Origin of the sequence: Rossellomorea sp. SC111 (genome assembly GCF_024733565.1) — a bacterium.
Lineage (GTDB): Bacteria > Bacillota > Bacilli > Bacillales > Bacillaceae_B > Rossellomorea.
On sequence record NZ_JANIOC010000004.1, the window covers coordinates 307380 to 326162 of the forward strand.

An 18783-nucleotide genomic window follows, 5' to 3' on the forward strand; every position below is an offset into this window, starting at 1 on the left:
TGTCACCCCTCAAACTAACTTTTTTCAAAAGGCCATCTCCTTCGTGCCAGCCGGTGACCTTCCATATACTGCTTCCTTAACGCTTGGCCCCTACATTCCGATAGCGGCTTTGTACGCTTTCGACGATTTCCTCTGATGCTTTGATTCCAGCCTCTTGGGTCTTATTGAACGCAAGAGAATCCTCCACAACCTCTCCGTGAAGAGGCGCTATCCCATACGTCCCATTCGTGATCAGCCCCGCGTCCAGTATGGAATCACCTGCCGTATAGATGTCACTCAATCCCAACTCGTCACGTAAATGGTGAACGGCTGTCCATTTATTGAGGATCTTTGGAATAAAATAAAGCTTTCTTCCCTGAAGCGACACTTGCCATCCTAAATGGTCTGAAAGCTCTCTTAACTCTATGAACCGATCAGGAGAAAATCGTTCCGTATCAAGGATGAGATAAAAAAACATCCCATCACCCGGTTTGATTTTCTTGATCCATTTAGAATCGTCGAGGGCCGCTACTTTCTTTATCATTTCTTCAAGGGGAGTGGAATGTTGAAGCAGTTCCTGGACATGAAGCGTCCATTCCTTCCATACCGCACCCCTCTTCAAGATCGTCCCCCCATTGCTGGTGATGGCATACTCTGGCACGATGTCCTCTTGAAACAACCGGATCCTCTTGTATTGTTCGATCGTCCTCGTTGTGACGGGGATAAAGAACATATCCTCATTGATCTGCTTCAGGATCGCCTTAGTGGTTGGTGAAATATAGGAAACGGGTTTCCCGTCCAGAAGCTCAATGCACTCCTCGGTACCGTCTGCTCCATATGCTGCAAGCATTCTTTGTGAGAAAATCAGGGTGCGGTCCAGATCACTGGCAAATGCGTTCATTTCTTATCGTCCATTTGTTTGATCAGGCCGCAGCAGCTGTAGGACATGTCAGTGTATTCTTCAACCGGAACCCCTCTGTCCCTTGCAAGCATGAGGATATGCTCAAGATAATGCTTTTTCCCGGGATTGATCAAGATCTTCCACGGCACCCTTCTCAATAGGACGCGTGTCGTTTCCCCAACGCCGGGCTTGATATGGTTGATATCATCAATATGGAATTCCTCCTGGATTCGTCTCACCGATCTCAAGCCTTCCCAGTTCATGTCAGTATGGTTTTCCCGCAGCTCGGCAAGCCTGGATTCCACTCTTGACGATATCCCCACAAATTCAGACGAAATCGTATCCACATAGAAAATGGAAAGATCATCCTGTGACAATTCCTTGTAATATTTTGCCCCGTGGAAATCATCCGGACCAATCAGGGAGCTATTCAATACGGTACGGCTCACAAGTCCCGAAACCGTTGAATTCAGGCAGGCACTCGGAATCAGGAAATCATCCCGTGTCCCGTATAGATTCGAGCAATGACCGGGGTCGGCCAGGACGGCGAGATCGGAGGAAAGGTCTGTGCCATGCTTCTCGTTGTAGCGGCTGATGGAATCCGTCAGTTCTTTCGTGATTGCACCCTTTCCCGTCCATCCGTCCACAAACACCACATTTTCTTCAGGGTGTTGCTCCAGGATGAAGGCAAGGGCATTTTCGTCGATGCCTCGTCCCCTGACAATGGAAATACTGTAATGGGGTACCGTCACTCCATACTTGAATTCAATATATCTTTTCATCAGAACACCTATAGGCGTGCCTGCCCTCGCCAGACTAGAGAGGACGATGCCCAACCCACGTGAGTGCACGATTTGTTCCGCGGCAAGGGCTACATATAAAGCGATATCCTTCTTCGTTTTTTCCAAAGAATCATGGAAGAGCCTGATATAGTCTTCGGAAGGCTGATATTCGACTGGAAGCATCTCGGAATAATGGACCCCGTTCTGGATTGCCCGTTCCCGTTCGAGCGTACCCTTTTCGATATCGGCCCCTGACAGATCCTTCAGCAGGAATATCACGTCTTCCTTTGCATAACTGCCCAGATCATCCATCGTTTTATTCACCGTCATCCCTCCTTTCCCTTGTGGAAAACATGACGACATTCAATGTCCCGATGCCTCTGTCTTTCGCCAATTGTTTGATTGCTCGCAGCGATTCCTCTGACACTTCTTTTTCAAAGAAAAGGAACAGTTCATCATACTCATCCCGAGGGATATTGTAGACGTAATGAACCACCGAGTCGTCCTCAGGATTCATGAAGGAGAAACCGTTCTGAATCGCATACCCCGGCCTCTCTATTGGAAAAATCGGACTTCTGGTCGTGGAGTGATAAAGTACTCCGTCCCCCATCAGAGAAGCGATCTTCATCGGCAGATACATCATTTCCCCTGTACCGAGACAGAGGGTCTTGTTCCCTTTTCGATTCCGTTTCAAATAGGCGGCAGCTTTGGCACAGGCATCGTCCACACCCTCTTTATGATTATGGGAGATCCCGAACCTCCCTGTCTCCATGATGTAAGGAATCCCGTCTTTTTCATAAGGCGTCGGGGTGAAAATCGGTGTTAGGTCCAACCTTTCAACGGAAAGCTCCGTCTCCCGATGATTCGGCTGATAATCATACTCCGCTTCCTCCATGGTCTCCCCGGAGAAAAGGATTTGACCCGACAAGAGAGAAGTCGTATGGATCTTCACTCCCAGTTCTCTTTCCAACTGAAGGAACCGTTCTCTATTGTCATCCGAGCGCCAATCTAAAATGGATACGACAGCATACTGTTCACGTGGGAATTTGGAATGGATATCCCTGATGATATTAAGCGCCGTCTTACCCGTGGTCATTTCATCATCGATCAGTACGATGGGCTTTTTGTTCTGAATGCGATCTTCGTCAATGTAGCAAAATTGATTGACCGCATGTGAATGCTCTTCTTTGAAATTTAACAGTGGTGCGAAATCATTGATCTCTTCCCTGGTTGTATGGATATATTCTGCCTGCCCGATACAGTCAAAAAAGGCATGCCCCAATGAAGTGGCAGTTTCAGCAAACCCGATGATCAGGGGATTCTCGGGTAAGTCCAGCCTTAAACTGGACAGGTGACTATAGGCACCCTCGATTTCCAGAGGATCTTCAGAGAAACATCCATTGAGGATGGAGTCTTTCTCGTTCACGCTTTCACCCGTGATCTGTTCGTAATACTCGATCGCAAGCATTCCCGATGTGAGCAGGGACTGCGTGGGCACTAGCGGCAAATGTTTTCCTAAGAGCCTGCTGACAAAAAGGAACCCCCTCTTCTTATTCACCCTTGCTGCCATGATGAATAAGTCGTCTACCCGGAGGTTCAGGGGGTTTTCCAACACCTCTATATCAATGGCCATATTGGGTAACAGTTGAAGTTTGTGCTGTGTCTGACAGTAAGTCGATGTAGTTGTGGTTTTCATTGTACACCCCGTAAATCGTTGATTTTCTCAGTACTTTCTGAGCCCATAAATAATGGGGTTTGATTTCATTCATTCTATTGGAGTATTCGCTTTTCATCACTCCAACCTTTCCATTCACACCCTCCGTAATGGACAAGGCATCCAGATAATCCTCTTTCGAAACGGCATTCAGGCTTTCGACAATTTTAATGTGACTCGGATGAATGACCGTCTTCCCATTCAGTCCATTGGCGAGGTCCAATAACGTTTCCTTGATTAACCCATCGTGGTACTCACTCAATAACTGAGACCTGAACCGTAAACCTTCATCACCATAGGACTCCCTAAATGGAGACTGTCGCAGCTCAGGTTTCATGATCCTTGAAGAGGCATGCTCGAAATATTCCCAGACAGGACCGGAGATGGTGTATTCCCTGCCGAAGTAGTTGAGCACATCGATGATAAAATCCTTCACAAGCGAAATATCATAAATCGTCGTATGACAGTTGCGCCGGACTCCGTAAAGGCCGCAAAGATCGGTGGCACCGATGCGGAGATTCAGGATGTGCTCCTTATAGGAGTGAAGGAGTTTCTTGATTTCGGATAAGTGGCTGTACCGGGTCTCTTTCTCCAGGAGGTCGGATGTTTCAAAGATCGGCATCCCGTATAACCTAGCCCCGGTAGCCTTTCCGGCTTGAATCATCTGTTCCAAATACGAAGAAGCATTGTCCAGTGAAAACTTAGGAAACACAAATCCGGTCAAACAGTCGATGGCCTCTCCCAGCTCGCTGCTGATAGTGGAGATTTGCTCAGGTGATCGTACACGAAGAAAGATCAAGGGGAGATCTGATGTAGACAGTCTTCCATTTTGTAAAGACTCATATATCGATTGGAGATGGTGGATCACCATTCTTTCTGCCTGCTCTACTTCACTGTCAGCGATGCTATCCTCCAGACACAGAACCATCGAACATAATTCTGGATACTTTCTCCCGCTGACCAGGTCTGAAATATCTGTCCTAGTCGCCGGCATATACAAAGTGGCTCCCAGGCTGTATTCCAGGAGTTCTTTAGGTGAATCTTTTGTAATATTCGCAGGTTTAACATAAAAAACCCCTGCTGTTTGCAGAGCGGATAAATAACTAAAATGCCTCATGTCGTACACCTCATATTTAGAAAAAAGAAGGAGATTCGGAGTCTCCTTCTTTTCATTATTCTTCTTTTGAAGCTGCTGTCTGCTCGCTGGCAACCATTCTTCTGGACTTGTTGATGTAATGAACGACAAATGTCGCAAGAAATGCCCCTATCAATATAACAAAGAACACCATATGATCCAGATGGAATCCGAAGATACTGGCAAACATTTTCGCCGAAATCAACCCGATCAGAATGAACGCAGTCGTTTCAAACTCCGGGAACTTATCGATTAATTTCAAGAAAACACCTGCAACGGTACGCATCATCAGAATTCCGATCATACCACCGATCAGTAACACCCACACCTGATCTGAAATCGCGAATGCTGCAAGGATCGAGTCCACACTGAACGTGATATCGACCATCTCAACGGTAAAGACCGTTGCCCAGAACATCCCGATCGTACGGACCAGCCATCCTTCTTTATTGAATTCCTTCGCTTCGTCTTCATCACCGCCGCTATTCTTCTTGCGGAAGAAGTCAATCACGATCCAGGCAAGGTACGCAGCACCGATCACTTTAACGAATGTAAATTTAACTAAGTACACACCTACTCCAATAAATAAGAAACGGAAGAAATAGGCTCCGAACAATCCGTACATCAGTGCTCTTTTTCGTTGTTTTTCAGGTAAGTGTTTGACTAATATCGCCAATACAAGGGCATTATCCGCTGATAACAATCCCTCAATGACGACCAGTGAACCAATCAATCCCCAGGCTACCGGGTCGGTTAACACTTCTCCCCACATTTCAAAGTCAAAAAACATGGCATACGTCGAAAGTATTTGTTGTATAATTTCCAATTAATGATCCTCCTAAAGCTAAAACCCCAAGTTTCAGCTTGCTTTAAACCTGCAAACCATAATTACGGCATAAGTCTGCCAATCCGCCGGAAAATCCACTGCCAATGGCATTGAACTTCCATTCATTCCCGTGTCTGTACAGCTCACAAATGACCACCGATGTTTCAATGGAGAAATCTTCTCCTAAATCAAAACGAAGTAACTCGTTATCGGTTGCATCGTCCACCAAACGGACGAATGCATTCGACACTTGTCCAAAGTTCTGACGGCGCGCATCGGCATCATGGATGGTCACCGTGATTCCAATCTTATGAACATAGGAAGGAATCTTGGAGAAATCCACGATCAGCTGCTCATCGTCACCCTCTCCCTCTCCTGTCAGATTATCACCTGTATGTATAACAGATTCAGAAGGGTGGGATAAATTGTTGTAGAAAATGAAATCCTGGTCGTTGACACATTTATCATTCTCATCCACCAGGAACGCAGAAGCATCCAAGTCGAAATCATGCCCGCCTTGGTATTTATTTGTATCCCATCCAAGACCGATGACGGCTCTTTTCAATCCGGGATTGGTTTTGGTCAAATCGATTCTTTGACCTTTTGATAACTGAATAGCCATATTCATCTCTCCAATCATGATTCATAGAGTGATATCTTACTTACAGTGAAAGACCGTAGTCTGTCGCGATTCTTGCTAATCCGCCCTGGTAGCCGGAACCGATTGCCGAGAACTTCCATTCACCGTTATGACGATATAATTCCCCAACGATAATAGCTGTTTCAATGGAGAAATCCTCTCCTAAGTCGTAGCGGACGATTTCTTCCTTGTTATCTTCATTCACGATACGAACAAACGCATTGGATACTTGACCGAAGTTCTGGTTGCGCGCCTCTGCATCATGGATGGTGATGACAAATGAGATTTTTTCAACCGCCACTGGAACAGAACCAAGGTTGACCTTCACTTGCTCGTCGTCCCCGTCCCCTTCACCAGTCAGATTGTCACCCGTGTGCTCAACAGATCCGTTTCCACCGATCAGCTGATTGTAAAAGATAAAGTCTTTTTCAGAAGCACATTTCCCGTTTGAATCAAGCAAGAAAATACTCGCGTCCAAATCGAAGTCATTTCCTCCGTCATACTTATTCGTATCCCAACCAAGTCCTACCATTACTTTAGATAGACCAGGATTGGTTTTTGTTAAATCGACTTTTTGTCCTTTTGATAATGAAATTGCCACTATATATCTCTCCTATCTTCTAATTGGTTTTTCCGTTGGATTAAGCGAATCGTTGAACTAGCTCGCCTACCTTGCCGTCATTCGTGCCAGTTCCGACTGCAGCAAACTTCCACTCTTCTCCGTGTCTGTAGATCTCTGCCACGATCAGGCTTGTCTTACCTGAGTAATCTTCAGACAGATTGAACTTGATCAATTCCTGTTTGTTACTCGTATTCACTACCCGGATAAATGCATTCTCAATCATGCCAAAGTCTTGATTACGCTTCTTGCAATCATAGATATTGACAACGAATACAAGCTTATTGATTTGGGAAGGAACCTTCTGAAGATCAACGAGGATTTGCTCATCATCCCCATCTCCATCACCAGTCAAGTTATCACCGGTGTGCTTGACACTTCCACAGTTACTTTTCAACTTACCGAAATAGATCAGGTTCTTGTTTTCAGTGAATCGATCGTTCTCAAGCATCAGGACAGATGCATCACAGTCAATATTCGGAGTTCCCCCGCCCAAGCCGAAGAAACCACTCTTCTTAGCCTTAACCGGATCCCATCCAAGACCGACCATTAATTTGGATAAACCAGCATTCCCTTTTGTTAAATCAATTCTTTGACCTTTTTGTAATGAAATGGACACTGTGCTTCACTCCTCTTCCATAATAAAATTCTACCAAATTCATTGCACAAATTGTAGAATCATAGCGTTTTTACAATAAAATTGTAAAACATAATTATATTCACATTCTACTAAAGTACTACCATAAAATCTAGTTTTTGCCATTATTTATAGGAGGAAATATATACTAGTGAAGCATGGGGACGGTTCTGTTGCTTCTTCGCAGTATACTGGTTTGATTTCAAGCTGTCTCCTATTATTTGGCCTTACTATTATCTACGATTGAGATGGGGTTTGGTTTCACTATTTTTTCACTGATGTGAAAAGGGAGTGTGGTATGACGTGGATTGGGTAGAGAAAAGGATAGATGGAGCGCACCCGGTGTTCTCCGAGGAAATGCCAGCCGCCTACCCTTTACTGAATGATCATTATCCGTTTCGCTTATTTCCCATCACCACAATAGCAATAGAAAGCACAAAAATCGCCATATAATTAATCCCTATCGGTACAATCGGGTCGTCCATGAGCATCCCCGCCATCCCAACACCCGAGAACACCACCAGCAACAAACATAAAAACCGAATCGTCTTCATCCTCTACCTCCCCACCAACACTTTTCCAATCATCAATTCCATAAACGAAGCGACCTCACCATCATCGATTTCTCCACGAATCCAATCAAACTCACTCTCTAAGAGACTCGCAATCTTCCACGCAGCTTCACTATGACAGGACGGTGTCATAGCCTCATAGATCTCCACTACCCGATCCTGCACCTCTTGCGGCAAATCTCTGTGAATCGTCATCAACCCAAGCACTGCCCTTTCTTTCGCATATCTCGAAAGCAAAATGGTGATCACATTCCTCATAGAATGCCGCAACATCTCCACTGCCCACGTATAATTTCCTCTTGCCGCCGCCTTCTGATATTGAAACAGAAACCAGGGGGCGTCGAGTACGTTATACTTGAACTGTTCTTTTGATATGGTTAGATTTTGAGTAGGTTTATATTTCCCTAATAAATTGTCCGGATCATACAACACCGTAAAGAAATCCTTCTCCTGAAACGTCTTCTCCGTCACCGTGAACAAATCGATGTGCAGCCAGTCTTCATAGATGGCGATGATCTGCGGGGCGATGATGAAAATGTCATCGTGGAAGATGAAATCTTTGTATGCCTTCAAATGATCGAGGCGCCGGGTCAGGAATTCCTTCTCCTCGCCTTCCTTCACCAAACAGTACAGATCAATATCCGAATGTTCGTCATGTTCCTTCCGTCCCATTGATCCTTTTAGAAATACACTCCGGACACTCGAATTTTTTTTTAGACTATCCAATACTTTCTCAACCGCTAATTCTTGTCTCATGACCATGTCCTCCTATGCAAAAAATGGATATTACGCCATTGTACCAATTTTCGCATAAAAAAACAGCTAGGAGCATGGGGACGGTTCTCCTGCTTCCAAGTCACCAGAAAAAGAAGCACGGGAACCGTCCCCATGCTTCCTTTATAAATAAAATGCAGAAGATACATAAGCGACAGCGATAGAGAGGCTTAGATATAAGAAAATCATTTTAACATTTTTCTCCGCGATTTTGTTGATAGCTAGGGATAATAACAGTAGGGATAGAAGGGCAGGACCTGCAATATTCACATAATATGCGAATTCAGTCTCATGTCCATATTTAATGAAGTAAAAGGCTTGAAACCCTCCCCAGAATAATAACAAACTACCTATTAGATTTACTACCAGGTGCGTTTTCTCCATTTTTCCTTTCATTGAAATCCTCCTTGATAGGTTAAGAAAGCCAGAGGAACAGAATCCCTTTGCCTACTTTGGATCCCCACTATGCTTCACTCTATACAGAATGGAAGCAAAGAGATTGGCCAAGAAGAATAACGGGTTCCCCTGCATATTCCCATGCAGGCTCAGTTCACTGACATTCATGGCATCATACATCTCAGCCTGTTTCTTTCCTTTCAGCCGGTTCTTTTCCTCATCAGCTTTTAAAGCGATCAAGAAGCGATATTGCATAGGCAGGAGTATTAAAACCAACACGTATAAACCGAAAGCAGCTAGAAATATAGTGAATTCCATTTCAAATCCCTCCTTATGTTTAACGCTGTTTCTTTCCTACTATATGAATACGATTGACTCGATTGGAAAGTTTCGTTTGTGGAATTTTTTGTAATATCGTGAAATAAGAAAGATGCACATGAAGGATGCTCCTGCTACCAATAGAAAAAGAAGCACCCCCGCTTCCATAAGGGATACTTGATGAGGCAATATGCAGTGGTGGGAAACAGACGGTATTGAACGTTTAATCACTCTGCAAGATCTGAATATTCTTCTCGATGTGTTCGATCTTTTTCATTCCCACCATTGTAGAGAAAACACCTTTGGTTGAAGTGACCTCCATTAACATAGATCGGTAGTCACTTTCCCCATCGAACGCCTTCCCTAGATGAAATGGAGCACTGGTCGTTGAATAGATTCCCAGCTCCTGTGCTGCTTCGATGACAGACAGCCACTTTCCATTTGTCTTTTGATTCTGTTTTAGGACTCCTTCCTTCATATGCTTATTCAGTGGGAATTGTATGAACTTGAAGTGATGCCCTTCCCCTGCCACTCTTTTGGCTATATCCAATACCTCTTTGATTGAAATGTAGCCAATATCCGTAGGATCCTTGAGGAGTCCGAACCAAGTAGCCAACCCATAACATTGAATATTTCCGATTCGCACCTGATTTTCAAGGAAGGAAAATAACTTTTCCAGTTGCTTATAAAAAATAGCTGGCCCAAGGATCATCATGGAGATTTCCGGGTTATGGATATAATAAATATCAATCGTTTCTAAGTGAAGATGTTTCCTACTGGTATCAATGGCAAATCGATAATAACTAGGAGCTAACACGTGACGATGGGTATCAACGATATTTACATCCGATTTCTGTATGACTCCACCTTCCAACAAGACTTTTTGTAAATAATCCGTCGGGACCAAATTTGCCTCGATGTCTCCTGGAATGATACCACCCTTTGTGGATACAATTACCTCATCCCTCTTTATTAATCCCCTCTTAATTAATGACTTTACAACATGGCCGACATCTCTTTCGGATCTCATCCCGCGGTAATTGATGGCTGTATCGATGAAATTCAATCCATTCAGCAGCCCGTACTCAATCCCTTCACGATAAAGCACCGAGTCTTCCTCCTTCATCTCCCCCAGATGAGTCCCCAGCGCAATAGGAGAAGCACAAAACATTGGCGATTCTCGACCAGCCAAAGCGAACTTACTTAAAAAGCCACTTGTTCCATTTAAAGAAGCATAACCGGAAATCATTCACATTCCTCCTTTTATGGTCTTTAACATAATAATAGAAAAATAATCCAATTTACAGACTCAAAATCCCTACGATTATTTGCTATAATAAAGATAGAAGCAGAAAACCGCATTTGGTCTCCTGCTTCTTTTTTAGGAACACAGGGACGGTTCTCCCGCTTCCAACCAACAAAAAAAGAAGCAAGAGAACCGTCCCCTTGCTTCCTTCAATCTTTACTTCAAACTCTCGGATAGCTCCGTAAATATTACCCCAAGGGCATAGGCACCTGCATCCGGATGACCAAGGCTTCGTTCGCCTACGGTACCGGCACGTCCCATACGGGCAACGATGTCTTTGGTTTTCTCGGCTCCTTCTACAGCGGCCGCTGCTCCTTTTTGGAATGCGGTCTTGAAGTCGTCTCCGTCTGCGGCACTTTGTGACCAGGAGTCTGCACATGGAACGAGTGCATCCACCAGGGTTTTGTCGCCGACCTCTGCTCCTCTGCCGAAGGATCTTTCGCCTGTATCCTGGATTCCCTTCACGGCCGCTTGTAGCATCTCCGCGAATTCTTTCACGGTCAGTTCCGTTCGATCCTGTGCCGCTTTCCCAGCCGCACGGAATGCAGAACCCCAGATCGGACCGGATGCACCGCCGCAATATTCCATGATGACCATGGAGCTTGCATCCAGGAAGCTTCCGATGGTGAGATTCTCTTGATTAAGGATGTCTTTCCACTCCCGCTTCAATTGCTTGAATCCTTTCGATACGCTCATCCCGAAATCCCCGTCCCCGGCATGGGAATCCAGTTCGCAGAATGGTACTTCGTTCTTGATAATCGTGTCGCTCATTTTATCTACGAGATAGATGATGTTTCCGAGTGTTGCTCTATCATTTTTAATCACAGCGTGTTCTTCCGGCGTTTCTACTTCGAATGAGACTGGTTTCGTTTCCTCATCTTCCTCGAGGTCGATGTACTCCACACCCGGTACCGGTCCGTCCACTCTAAACGCAGGCGCAGTACTTTCAATTGAGAGCAATGTTTTCAACTCTTCATCGAGCTTCATCACAGTCAGGGAAGCGCCTGCCATGTCAATGCTTGTCATGTAATTGCCGACAAAGGCACGGTTGATCTGGATTTTTTTATCCGCCAAAATCCGGGTCACGGAATTGTTAAACAGATAAAGTTCTTGCAGCGGCGTACCTCCAAAGCCGTTTACAAGGATCGCAATCTCGGAAGAATCACTATCTTCCATTTTCAGATCTTTCAGAAGGTCGTTTACCATCCGTTCTGCCATTTCGTCTGCAGTCGCCATTTTTTCCCGCCTTGTTCCCGGCTCACCGTGGATCCCGACGCCATATTCAATCTCGTCGTCAGCCAATTTGAACGTCGGAGCTCCACTGGCCGGGACGGTGCAGGATGTCAGTGCGAATCCAATGCTGCGGACATTCTCGGCTGCCTTCTCTGCCACGGCTTTGACTTCCTTCAAGCTTCTGCCTTCTTCAGCTGCCGCTCCCGCAATTTTATGTACCAACACGGTTCCCGCGACACCCCGGCGTCCCACTGTATAAAGGCTGTCTTCCACGGCAATATCATCATCGACTTTGACATATTCCACAGGGATGCCATCCTCTGAAGCCATGTTGGCAGCATTTTTAAAATTCATGATATCCCCGCTGTAATTCTTAATGACCAAGAGGGCTCCCTTTTTACCGGCCGTCGCTTTGATTGCCTGATAGACCTGAATCTGTGAAGGCGAGGCAAACACGTCACCGCACACGGCAGCGTCTAACATCCCTTTCCCCACAAGCCCTGCATGTGCAGGCTCATGTCCACTTCCACCGCCGCTGATCAACGTTACCTTCTCTTCATTCAAATCCTTTTTCTTCATCACCTTATACTTTTTCATAAACTCAAGTTCCGGATGAGCCATGGCCATCCCATTGCACATCTCCACAACCAAATCTTCCGGTTCATTCATGACTTTCTTCATTCATAATTCCTCCTTCAGTTTTGTGATTGCCCAAATTATCTCACTCACCACGTTAAAACGAAAGCAAGAAGCATGGGGACGGTTCTGATGCTTCTTCTTGATGAAGATCAGTTATGGTAAGATAAAATTATTAGAATTTTATGAATCATCAATAAAAAATCGAATGAGCTGGGAGAGATAAGGATGATCTTTTTATGCATGGGCTATTTCAATCCTGAAAAAATGGATGCACGTCCAAGTGCGGAGATTGAGGCTGTGATGGCTGAATGCCAGCCGCACACGGAGAAATTATATGAAACTGGGAAGGTGCTTCTTGATGCAGGTCTGGAGTCAGAGATCAAAAACTTGCGCCGTGTGGACGGGGAGGTCATGGTAACAGATGGTCCGTTTACGGAATCGAAAGAGATGATTGGAAGCATATTCGTTTTTGAAGCAGAGAACATGGATGAGGCAATCGAGCTAGCCTCTATTCATCCGACCACGCAATTGAATATAGGAGAAGAGTTCGGATGGCGAATCGAGATCCGTCCCGTTCATTACTTTAAGAATGATAAGTGAGGTACCAAATAAAATGAATGACCTTAAATTGATCGAAACATACAAACGCTTCCTACAAACCTATTCTCCGGAGCAACTAAGATTCATCCCCGAACAAGGGGTCTGGTCAATCGGTCAAATGTATGACCATCTACTTGTCGTGGCTCATGAGTATCTGGACAGTGTTGAAGCTTGTACGATGACTGTTGGAGATCGAACGCAGGGGAAAACAGAGTTTGGAGAATATTTATTTAATATTGGTGGATTCCCACCAGTTAAAATCCAATTACCTCCCGAACTTAATGCTGCCCCGGACAATACAAAAACGAAAGAAGATATTAGAAGAGAGCTCGATCAACTAATGAAAAGAATGAAAGAATTGAAGAAGAAGGTAGATGAAATAAACCCCAGTTACAAACAGGAGCATGGGGGCTTTGGATGGCTGAATGCCCAGGAGTGGTTTGATCTCGTTGGAATGCATTTTCGTCATCACCTGCGGCAGAAGTATGAGTTAGACGAAGCATGGGTGACGCATGGGGACGGTTCTGATGCTTCTTCAAAATAAAAAAAAGAAGCAAGAGAACCGTCCCCTTGCTTCTACTCAAATTCCTTCCCCTTCTTCAACAATTCAATCGTATCCATCCGACAGATCTTCTGAATGCCAAAGAAATACACGAACGCCAGTGTAACCAACAGAATCATGAAATCCAAGAGGATAATGATTCCTAAAAAGGACAGACTCACCGGAATCAGCTTCAAGAAATGATTAAGTAAATAAATGATGATGGTATACAAGAAGATATTACGAAACAGGATATAAAGAAGTCTCGTATAGATGGTGACAATCATCTTACCCTTATATCCGATCAGTTTAAGAATCGCGATTTCCTTTTTCTGAATCCGAAGGAAATTGATCATTAACAGAACTGCCGTCACGATGGACGTCACGACGAGGAACACACAGAGAATGATGAGGATCATTTGATTGGTACTGATATTGATTGAGAAGTTTTCAAAGCTGTTAAAGGTGTAGCTTGTGAAGTAATTCTCATCTTTTAAAAGTTTGCCCACGGTGTCTACATCTTTAATGTCCTTTACGTATACAACCAGGTTGCTCAATTGAGATTCCTTGATGTATTCAGGGCTGTTCTGTGATTTCTGATACATAATCTTCGTCAGCTTCCCGGCTTCTTTCTCATTCACATAAGCCTGATTGTTTTTCGGAATGGAGTGAATGAAGACGGCATTCTCATTAGTGGCTCCTTTTTCTGCTATCATGTCAAGGTCAGTGCTCTCTGTGGATGAGAAACCGCCGTCTTTCTCTTCAATGATGGGAACGCTGAGGGTAATTTTCTCGTTCTTCCTATCCCCTACGCAGATATGCCCGTCTTTCAGCGTACACCCGTCACTTACGAGTGATGCCAGCTCCTGACTGATTCCGATTAAGGAATACGCAGTGGCCATTGAATCGCGATAAACGGTGGGCAATGTGTACACGGGATAGGCTTTCGCCTTATCTGAAAGACCTTTCTCGTTTAAAAGGGTGTTAATATCACTCGTATCCTGAAGGGATATCTGGGCGGTTGCCTCCCCATCTGCTCTCCCCGTCACATGGATGACCTTCACGTTATTGTTGTTCATGAAGTCTTTATTGATCATCTGATATTGATTGGAAATATAGGAAACCATGAAATTGAGCATAGTCAGGGAAATGACCATGATGAGAATGGAAATGGTCAGGAAGTGATGTGTCTTCTTCCTTAGCATTTTCACAACGAATGTAGTGTTCATTAAAATGTCCCTCTTTCTAGTGACAACGTCGTATCTGCGTAGTCCTTCACGACAGGATCATGTGTCGAAACGATGATCAGTCTCTCCTTGGAGAGCTTCAGAAGCAGAATTAATAGGTCTTCTTTCACTTCATAATCAATACTTGCCGTCGGTTCGTCCAATAAGATGATGTCCGGTGCACTTAATAACGCTCTTGCAATGGATACCCGCTGCTTCTCTCCCCCTGAAAGGAACGACACTTTCTCCTCGATGAGGCCGTCGATGCTCAGTTTCCTGCACGTATCCAGGATGATGGCATCATATTGATCCACAGGATGATCCGTGACATTCAGCTTCAGGTACATATTTTCCTTCACTGATATATTCGTCAGCAGCATATGTTCCTGCATGACGTATTCAAGATGGTCGAAGGTCTTATGAATGGAGCCGCTGTCAGGGGCTTCAAATCCCGCGATGATATTCAGCAAGGTGGACTTCCCGCTGCCGCTCGCCCCGTAGATAGCGTAGAATCCTTTATCAGGAAACTTGTAGTCGAGGTCACTTAAAATGTTATTTCTATAGCTCTTATTGATTTTCTCCAGCTCAAGGATCGTCGTCATTTCGCCAACTCCGTCACGTCACCATCGCTGTAGATGGTGAGCTTTGATGAATCTGAATCGAAACCGATGAACTGATTGCCCGATTCAAGAAGCTTCTGATCCTTGAAATCCCTGACTTCAAACTTCCCTGTATCATTCACTTCCAAAATATCGTTACCCAGCGCCCAGGCAAAGACCGTGCCGTCCTCTAATTTCTTGATCTTCTTATCGCCGCAGAAGAATGTCCCTTCTTTCATGTAACAAACGTCTCCTTCATGGGCGCTCAGATTTTGCGACACATCTTCAGCGACCAGATCGAACGATGACAACGAAAGGTCTGTATGATACACATTTTGCTTTCCATCTTCGTTCAGGAGTACGAAGAACTGATCATCGGAGGAAATGCCGACGCCGAAGATCTTTCGGGTCATTTCGTTGTCCTCGGTTTTCAGCTTCTCAAGCTTGTTCTTTTCGGTCAACTTGAACAACCCCTTGAACACCTGCTGATCTTCAGCATACTCCATGATAGCGAAGATGTACTTCTCATCCATGACAGCTACAGGAAATATCGCTTCTTTATCATTATCATGCTCATACACCGGCTCCAGACGCTCGTTCTCCCGTTTCAAAATCGTAAACTCGTTCGTCATGGAATTGCCGCTCGTCACGTACTCATCATTCCCCGGAAGCCTGTATTGAAACTCATTCTCTGTTACATCGACCTTTCCGGTGCTTGATTTCGATTTTTCATTATATGTAAGATACTGAACACCATCATACACAAGCTTGCAGTCTTCCCCCGAACAGCCGAGTGCCTCGGATTTCACTCCTGCCCGCTCATCGCAGCCACTTATGAATAACAGTAAAATGAATAGTAGAAATAAAAGCTTTTTCATATCGTCATCTCCATTAGAAAAAAGGAGCTAGCCTGCATCGTATGGGCACTCTCACATACCAACCGTTACAAACTATACTCCTTCCTTCGTTCTCATTCTATGATCAGGCTCCTATCAGCGCCTAATTCCTATCTATTATACTGAAGCGTTAACTGACCAAGAACGAGCATCGCCTTTGATCTTAACTTTTGCTTCATTTTGGATGGAAACCGTTCCGCTTCTATAATCAGCTCTGGGCTTGATGACCGCGTTACGTGTTTCAGAATAAGCCCCTTTGGCACCATTCGAATTCTGCCAGTAGGCACTTTGACAAACGTTTTGCCATGAACTGCTGGAACCGGCATTGACACCGTCCGCTGAAATCCCTATCGACATGGACGCACTGTTTCTTAAAGAAGCGCACGCTTCCCAAGTCGTCTTAATCCAATCAACCGAGTTGCTTCCTGAATAAACAGCCGATGTTTGATACGTAAACTGATACGTATTCCCACTTGTTGAAAGGCTTGATCTCCACGCATTCGATGTAAGCTTACCATACGGTGTAGACACATAATTAGAATCGGATGCTGCACTCGCCGAACTGATGGTGAATCCAAATGCACATATCACCACTGCGATACCCATCATAATCTTCTTGAACTTTTTCATCTCATTTCTCCTCCTGGAATGGATCTGATTTTTTTGGGGGATCATGTTGTAAAAAGAACCTGATGTGCGGTAAGTAACTTTCATAAATCATTTTTACCATAGCAATAGCATCTTTCATTTTGTGTGAAATTCGTATGTTGTAAGAACAAGCTACTCATGAGCATTAGTTTGAATCGATTCGAAATTATATTACCATGTATTGGAGTAATTGGTTTATTCTTTTAGGAATATTTGTATAAATATGTTTATTTTTCCATAAGTATAAGGACAGTTCTGTTGCTTCCACTTGACGTAAAAAGGAAGCAACAGAACCGTCCCTGTGCTTCCTTCAATCACTGCCTGGATTGATATCCCTTTTCATACCGTTTCTTTACTCCTTAGAGGCAGCGCTTCACAGAAGCCTCAATTCATCTTCCCGTGATACAATGAAAAGGAACGTTTCATTTAAAATTTAGGAGGGAATACCATGTTCACATCCAAAAATGATTTCCTACAAGAATGGAAACAAGAAGCCGCAGTAACCCAGAAGGTAATGGACGCACTGACGGACGAGTCACTGAAGCAAGAGGTTGCACCCGGCCTTTACAGCATAGGAAGCGTTGCCTGGCACCTCACGGGATCCGCTTATTACTTCCCGGCTCAGCTTGGTATCACGTTTGAAGTGCCGGATCTTCGAAAAGACGCACCGGCAACTGCTGCAGAGATCAGCGAAACGTATAAGTTGGTCAGTAATCGTTTGACGGAAGCCGTATCAGAACAGGTTTCAGATGAAAAGATGAATGAAATGGTGAATCTGTTCGGGATGGAAATGCCGGTGCAATCCGTATTCCGCCTGCTGATTCAGCATCAGGCTCATCACCGTGGACAATTGACGACCCTTATGAGACAGGCTGATTTGAAAGTGCCTGGCGTGTATGGACCGAGCAAGGAAGAATGGGAAGCGATGAATGCGCAGAAGAATTAATGAGGATGAACAGCCGGCGGGTGCCGGCTGTTTTTTATTTTCAATGATAGATAGAGATGAAAGCATGCTGATTTGACCAGTTATAGTAAAAACTCCCCCCTCTTCAAGGTCCGTCCCTCTACTTCAAATTCCTCTTCATCCAAGAAGCAATCTGCTGCTCATCAGTGGTTGGTTTCTGCTGGAGCTGGCGGATTACACGCTCTTGTCTCTCAATCGAATGGTTTTGACTTAGCTTAGCTTTTCCTTCAATCTGATTGATCTTGATTTTGAACCCTTGCACACCCTTGCTCATGCCAGCGAGCAGCGCAGGATCTAGATCCCCCAGGCTGTAGGAACTGTCGGGGGCTTCGAACGTTGATACCAATTCGTGTAGAGAATCGACGAGCTCATTATCGTCCTCGATAAGCTCGACTTCCCCGTACACATGGACCGACACGTAATTCCATGTAGGGACGGTTTGATTCGTCTCGTACCACGACGGGGAGATATAACAATGAGGACCGTGGAAAACGGCCAGCACCGTTTGATGTTCGATCTCTTTCCACTGAGGATTCGGACGGGCAAAGTGTCCGTATAAGTGGGTTTTCTCCTTGTTTAATAGCAGTGGCAAATGCGTCGCAACCGGCTTCCCATCGTGTTCGGAAAAAAGCGTTGCAAAGCTGTGTTCTTGGATGACACCAAATGCCACCGATTCATCCGTGATCTTAAAGTCTTTTGGAATATACATTGTCATCCACCTTTCTTTTTAAGAAAAAAGAAGCAAGAGAACCGTCCCTTTGTGAACTACTACCCGAATATAGGACACTGATAAAAAAGTGCCCCATATTCGGGTTTTTTCATGTCCATATAAGAAAAA

The 18783-nt window shown here is 44.7% G+C and carries 22 protein-coding genes; 3 read left to right on the plus strand and 19 right to left on the minus strand.

What is annotated here, in order from left to right; translation table 11 throughout:
• Positions 1 to 76: 76 nt before the first annotated feature.
• The 14 genes from NQ095_RS07280 to dhaK all read right to left on the minus strand — a co-directional run bounded on the left by NQ095_RS07280 (position 77) and on the right by dhaK (position 12513).
• Positions 77 to 880: an HAD family hydrolase gene (locus tag NQ095_RS07280; protein WP_258262806.1), complete on the minus strand. Its 804-nt coding sequence runs from the start codon at positions 878 to 880 to the stop codon at positions 77 to 79.
• Positions 877 to 1992 carry a cysteine protease StiP family protein gene (locus NQ095_RS07285; RefSeq protein WP_258262807.1) on the minus strand — a complete coding sequence of 372 codons (1116 nt, stop codon included), beginning with the start codon at positions 1990 to 1992 and terminating at the stop codon, positions 877 to 879. The genes NQ095_RS07280 and NQ095_RS07285 overlap by 4 nt, the downstream gene beginning before the upstream one ends.
• A complete protein-coding gene (locus NQ095_RS07290) occupies positions 1979 to 3358 on the minus strand; it encodes a phosphoribosyltransferase family protein (protein WP_258262808.1) in 1380 nt (459 codons plus the stop codon). The genes NQ095_RS07285 and NQ095_RS07290 overlap by 14 nt, the downstream gene beginning before the upstream one ends.
• Positions 3285 to 4493, minus strand: coding sequence for an HpcH/HpaI aldolase/citrate lyase family protein (locus NQ095_RS07295; RefSeq protein WP_258262849.1), 1209 nt, complete (start codon positions 4491 to 4493; stop codon positions 3285 to 3287). Before NQ095_RS07295 ends, NQ095_RS07290 begins: the two co-directional genes overlap by 74 nt.
• 55 nt (positions 4494 to 4548) lie before the next feature.
• Positions 4549 to 5337, minus strand: a complete 789-nt coding sequence (locus tag NQ095_RS07300) for a TerC family protein (RefSeq protein WP_258262809.1) — start codon at positions 5335 to 5337, stop codon at positions 4549 to 4551.
• A gap of 43 nt (positions 5338 to 5380) precedes the next feature.
• Positions 5381 to 5959, minus strand: coding sequence for a TerD family protein (locus tag NQ095_RS07305; RefSeq protein ID WP_258262810.1), 579 nt, complete (start codon positions 5957 to 5959; stop codon positions 5381 to 5383).
• A 40-nt stretch (positions 5960 to 5999) separates the two neighbouring features.
• A complete protein-coding gene (locus NQ095_RS07310) occupies positions 6000 to 6578 on the minus strand; it encodes a TerD family protein (RefSeq protein WP_258262811.1) in 579 nt (192 codons plus the stop codon).
• A 40-nt stretch (positions 6579 to 6618) separates the two neighbouring features.
• A complete protein-coding gene (locus NQ095_RS07315; RefSeq protein WP_258262812.1) occupies positions 6619 to 7215 on the minus strand; it encodes a TerD family protein in 597 nt (198 codons plus the stop codon).
• A gap of 407 nt (positions 7216 to 7622) precedes the next feature.
• A complete protein-coding gene (locus tag NQ095_RS07320) occupies positions 7623 to 7787 on the minus strand; it encodes a hypothetical protein (protein WP_258262813.1) in 165 nt (54 codons plus the stop codon).
• Positions 7788 to 7790: 3 nt separating this feature from the next.
• On the minus strand, positions 7791 to 8561 hold the full coding sequence (locus NQ095_RS07325) for a nucleotidyltransferase domain-containing protein (protein ID WP_258262814.1): 771 nt from the start codon (positions 8559 to 8561) through the stop codon (positions 7791 to 7793).
• A gap of 141 nt (positions 8562 to 8702) precedes the next feature.
• Complete coding sequence (locus tag NQ095_RS07330; protein ID WP_258262815.1) at positions 8703 to 8975, minus strand: hypothetical protein; 273 nt, start codon at positions 8973 to 8975, stop codon at positions 8703 to 8705.
• Positions 8976 to 9026: 51 nt separating this feature from the next.
• Positions 9027 to 9293 carry a DUF3949 domain-containing protein gene (locus NQ095_RS07335; protein ID WP_258262816.1) on the minus strand — a complete coding sequence of 89 codons (267 nt, stop codon included), beginning with the start codon at positions 9291 to 9293 and terminating at the stop codon, positions 9027 to 9029.
• A 223-nt stretch (positions 9294 to 9516) separates the two neighbouring features.
• Entirely contained in the window at positions 9517 to 10542 is a 1026-nt protein-coding gene (locus NQ095_RS07340; protein ID WP_258262817.1) for an aldo/keto reductase, read from the minus strand.
• A gap of 213 nt (positions 10543 to 10755) precedes the next feature.
• A complete protein-coding gene (dhaK, locus tag NQ095_RS07345; protein ID WP_258262818.1) occupies positions 10756 to 12513 on the minus strand; it encodes a dihydroxyacetone kinase subunit DhaK in 1758 nt (585 codons plus the stop codon).
• A 183-nt stretch (positions 12514 to 12696) separates the two neighbouring features.
• On the opposite strand from dhaK, the gene NQ095_RS07350 reads away from it, so the two are divergent.
• Positions 12697 to 13071 (plus strand): YciI family protein, encoded by a 375-nt coding sequence (locus tag NQ095_RS07350; protein WP_258262819.1) that lies wholly within the window; start codon positions 12697 to 12699, stop codon positions 13069 to 13071.
• On the plus strand, positions 13061 to 13615 hold the full coding sequence (locus tag NQ095_RS07355) for a DinB family protein (protein WP_258262820.1): 555 nt from the start codon (positions 13061 to 13063) through the stop codon (positions 13613 to 13615). The genes NQ095_RS07350 and NQ095_RS07355 overlap by 11 nt, the downstream gene beginning before the upstream one ends.
• Positions 13616 to 13647: 32 nt before the next feature.
• On the opposite strand, the gene NQ095_RS07360 is transcribed toward NQ095_RS07355, so the two are convergent.
• From NQ095_RS07360 to NQ095_RS07375, 4 genes are all read right to left on the minus strand, one after another.
• Positions 13648 to 14841, minus strand: coding sequence for an ABC transporter permease family protein (locus NQ095_RS07360; RefSeq protein WP_258262821.1), 1194 nt, complete (start codon positions 14839 to 14841; stop codon positions 13648 to 13650).
• Positions 14841 to 15440: an ATP-binding cassette domain-containing protein gene (locus NQ095_RS07365; RefSeq protein ID WP_258262822.1), complete on the minus strand. Its 600-nt coding sequence runs from the start codon at positions 15438 to 15440 to the stop codon at positions 14841 to 14843. Before NQ095_RS07365 ends, NQ095_RS07360 begins: the two co-directional genes overlap by 1 nt.
• On the minus strand, positions 15437 to 16315 hold the full coding sequence (locus NQ095_RS07370; RefSeq protein WP_258262823.1) for a hypothetical protein: 879 nt from the start codon (positions 16313 to 16315) through the stop codon (positions 15437 to 15439). The genes NQ095_RS07365 and NQ095_RS07370 overlap by 4 nt, the downstream gene beginning before the upstream one ends.
• Positions 16316 to 16450: 135 nt before the next feature.
• The gene (locus tag NQ095_RS07375; RefSeq protein WP_258262824.1) at positions 16451 to 16963 is read right to left on the minus strand and encodes a hypothetical protein; all 513 of its coding nucleotides are present in this window, start codon (positions 16961 to 16963) and stop codon (positions 16451 to 16453) included.
• 466 nt (positions 16964 to 17429) lie between these two features.
• On the opposite strand from NQ095_RS07375, the gene NQ095_RS07380 reads away from it, so the two are divergent.
• Positions 17430 to 17927 carry a DinB family protein gene (locus tag NQ095_RS07380; protein ID WP_258262825.1) on the plus strand — a complete coding sequence of 166 codons (498 nt, stop codon included), beginning with the start codon at positions 17430 to 17432 and terminating at the stop codon, positions 17925 to 17927.
• Positions 17928 to 18045: 118 nt separating this feature from the next.
• Here the strand turns inward: NQ095_RS07380 and NQ095_RS07385 are convergent, their stop codons facing one another.
• Positions 18046 to 18654 carry an FMN-binding negative transcriptional regulator gene (locus NQ095_RS07385; RefSeq protein WP_258262826.1) on the minus strand — a complete coding sequence of 203 codons (609 nt, stop codon included), beginning with the start codon at positions 18652 to 18654 and terminating at the stop codon, positions 18046 to 18048.
• Between the last annotated feature and the right edge of the window lie 129 nt (positions 18655 to 18783).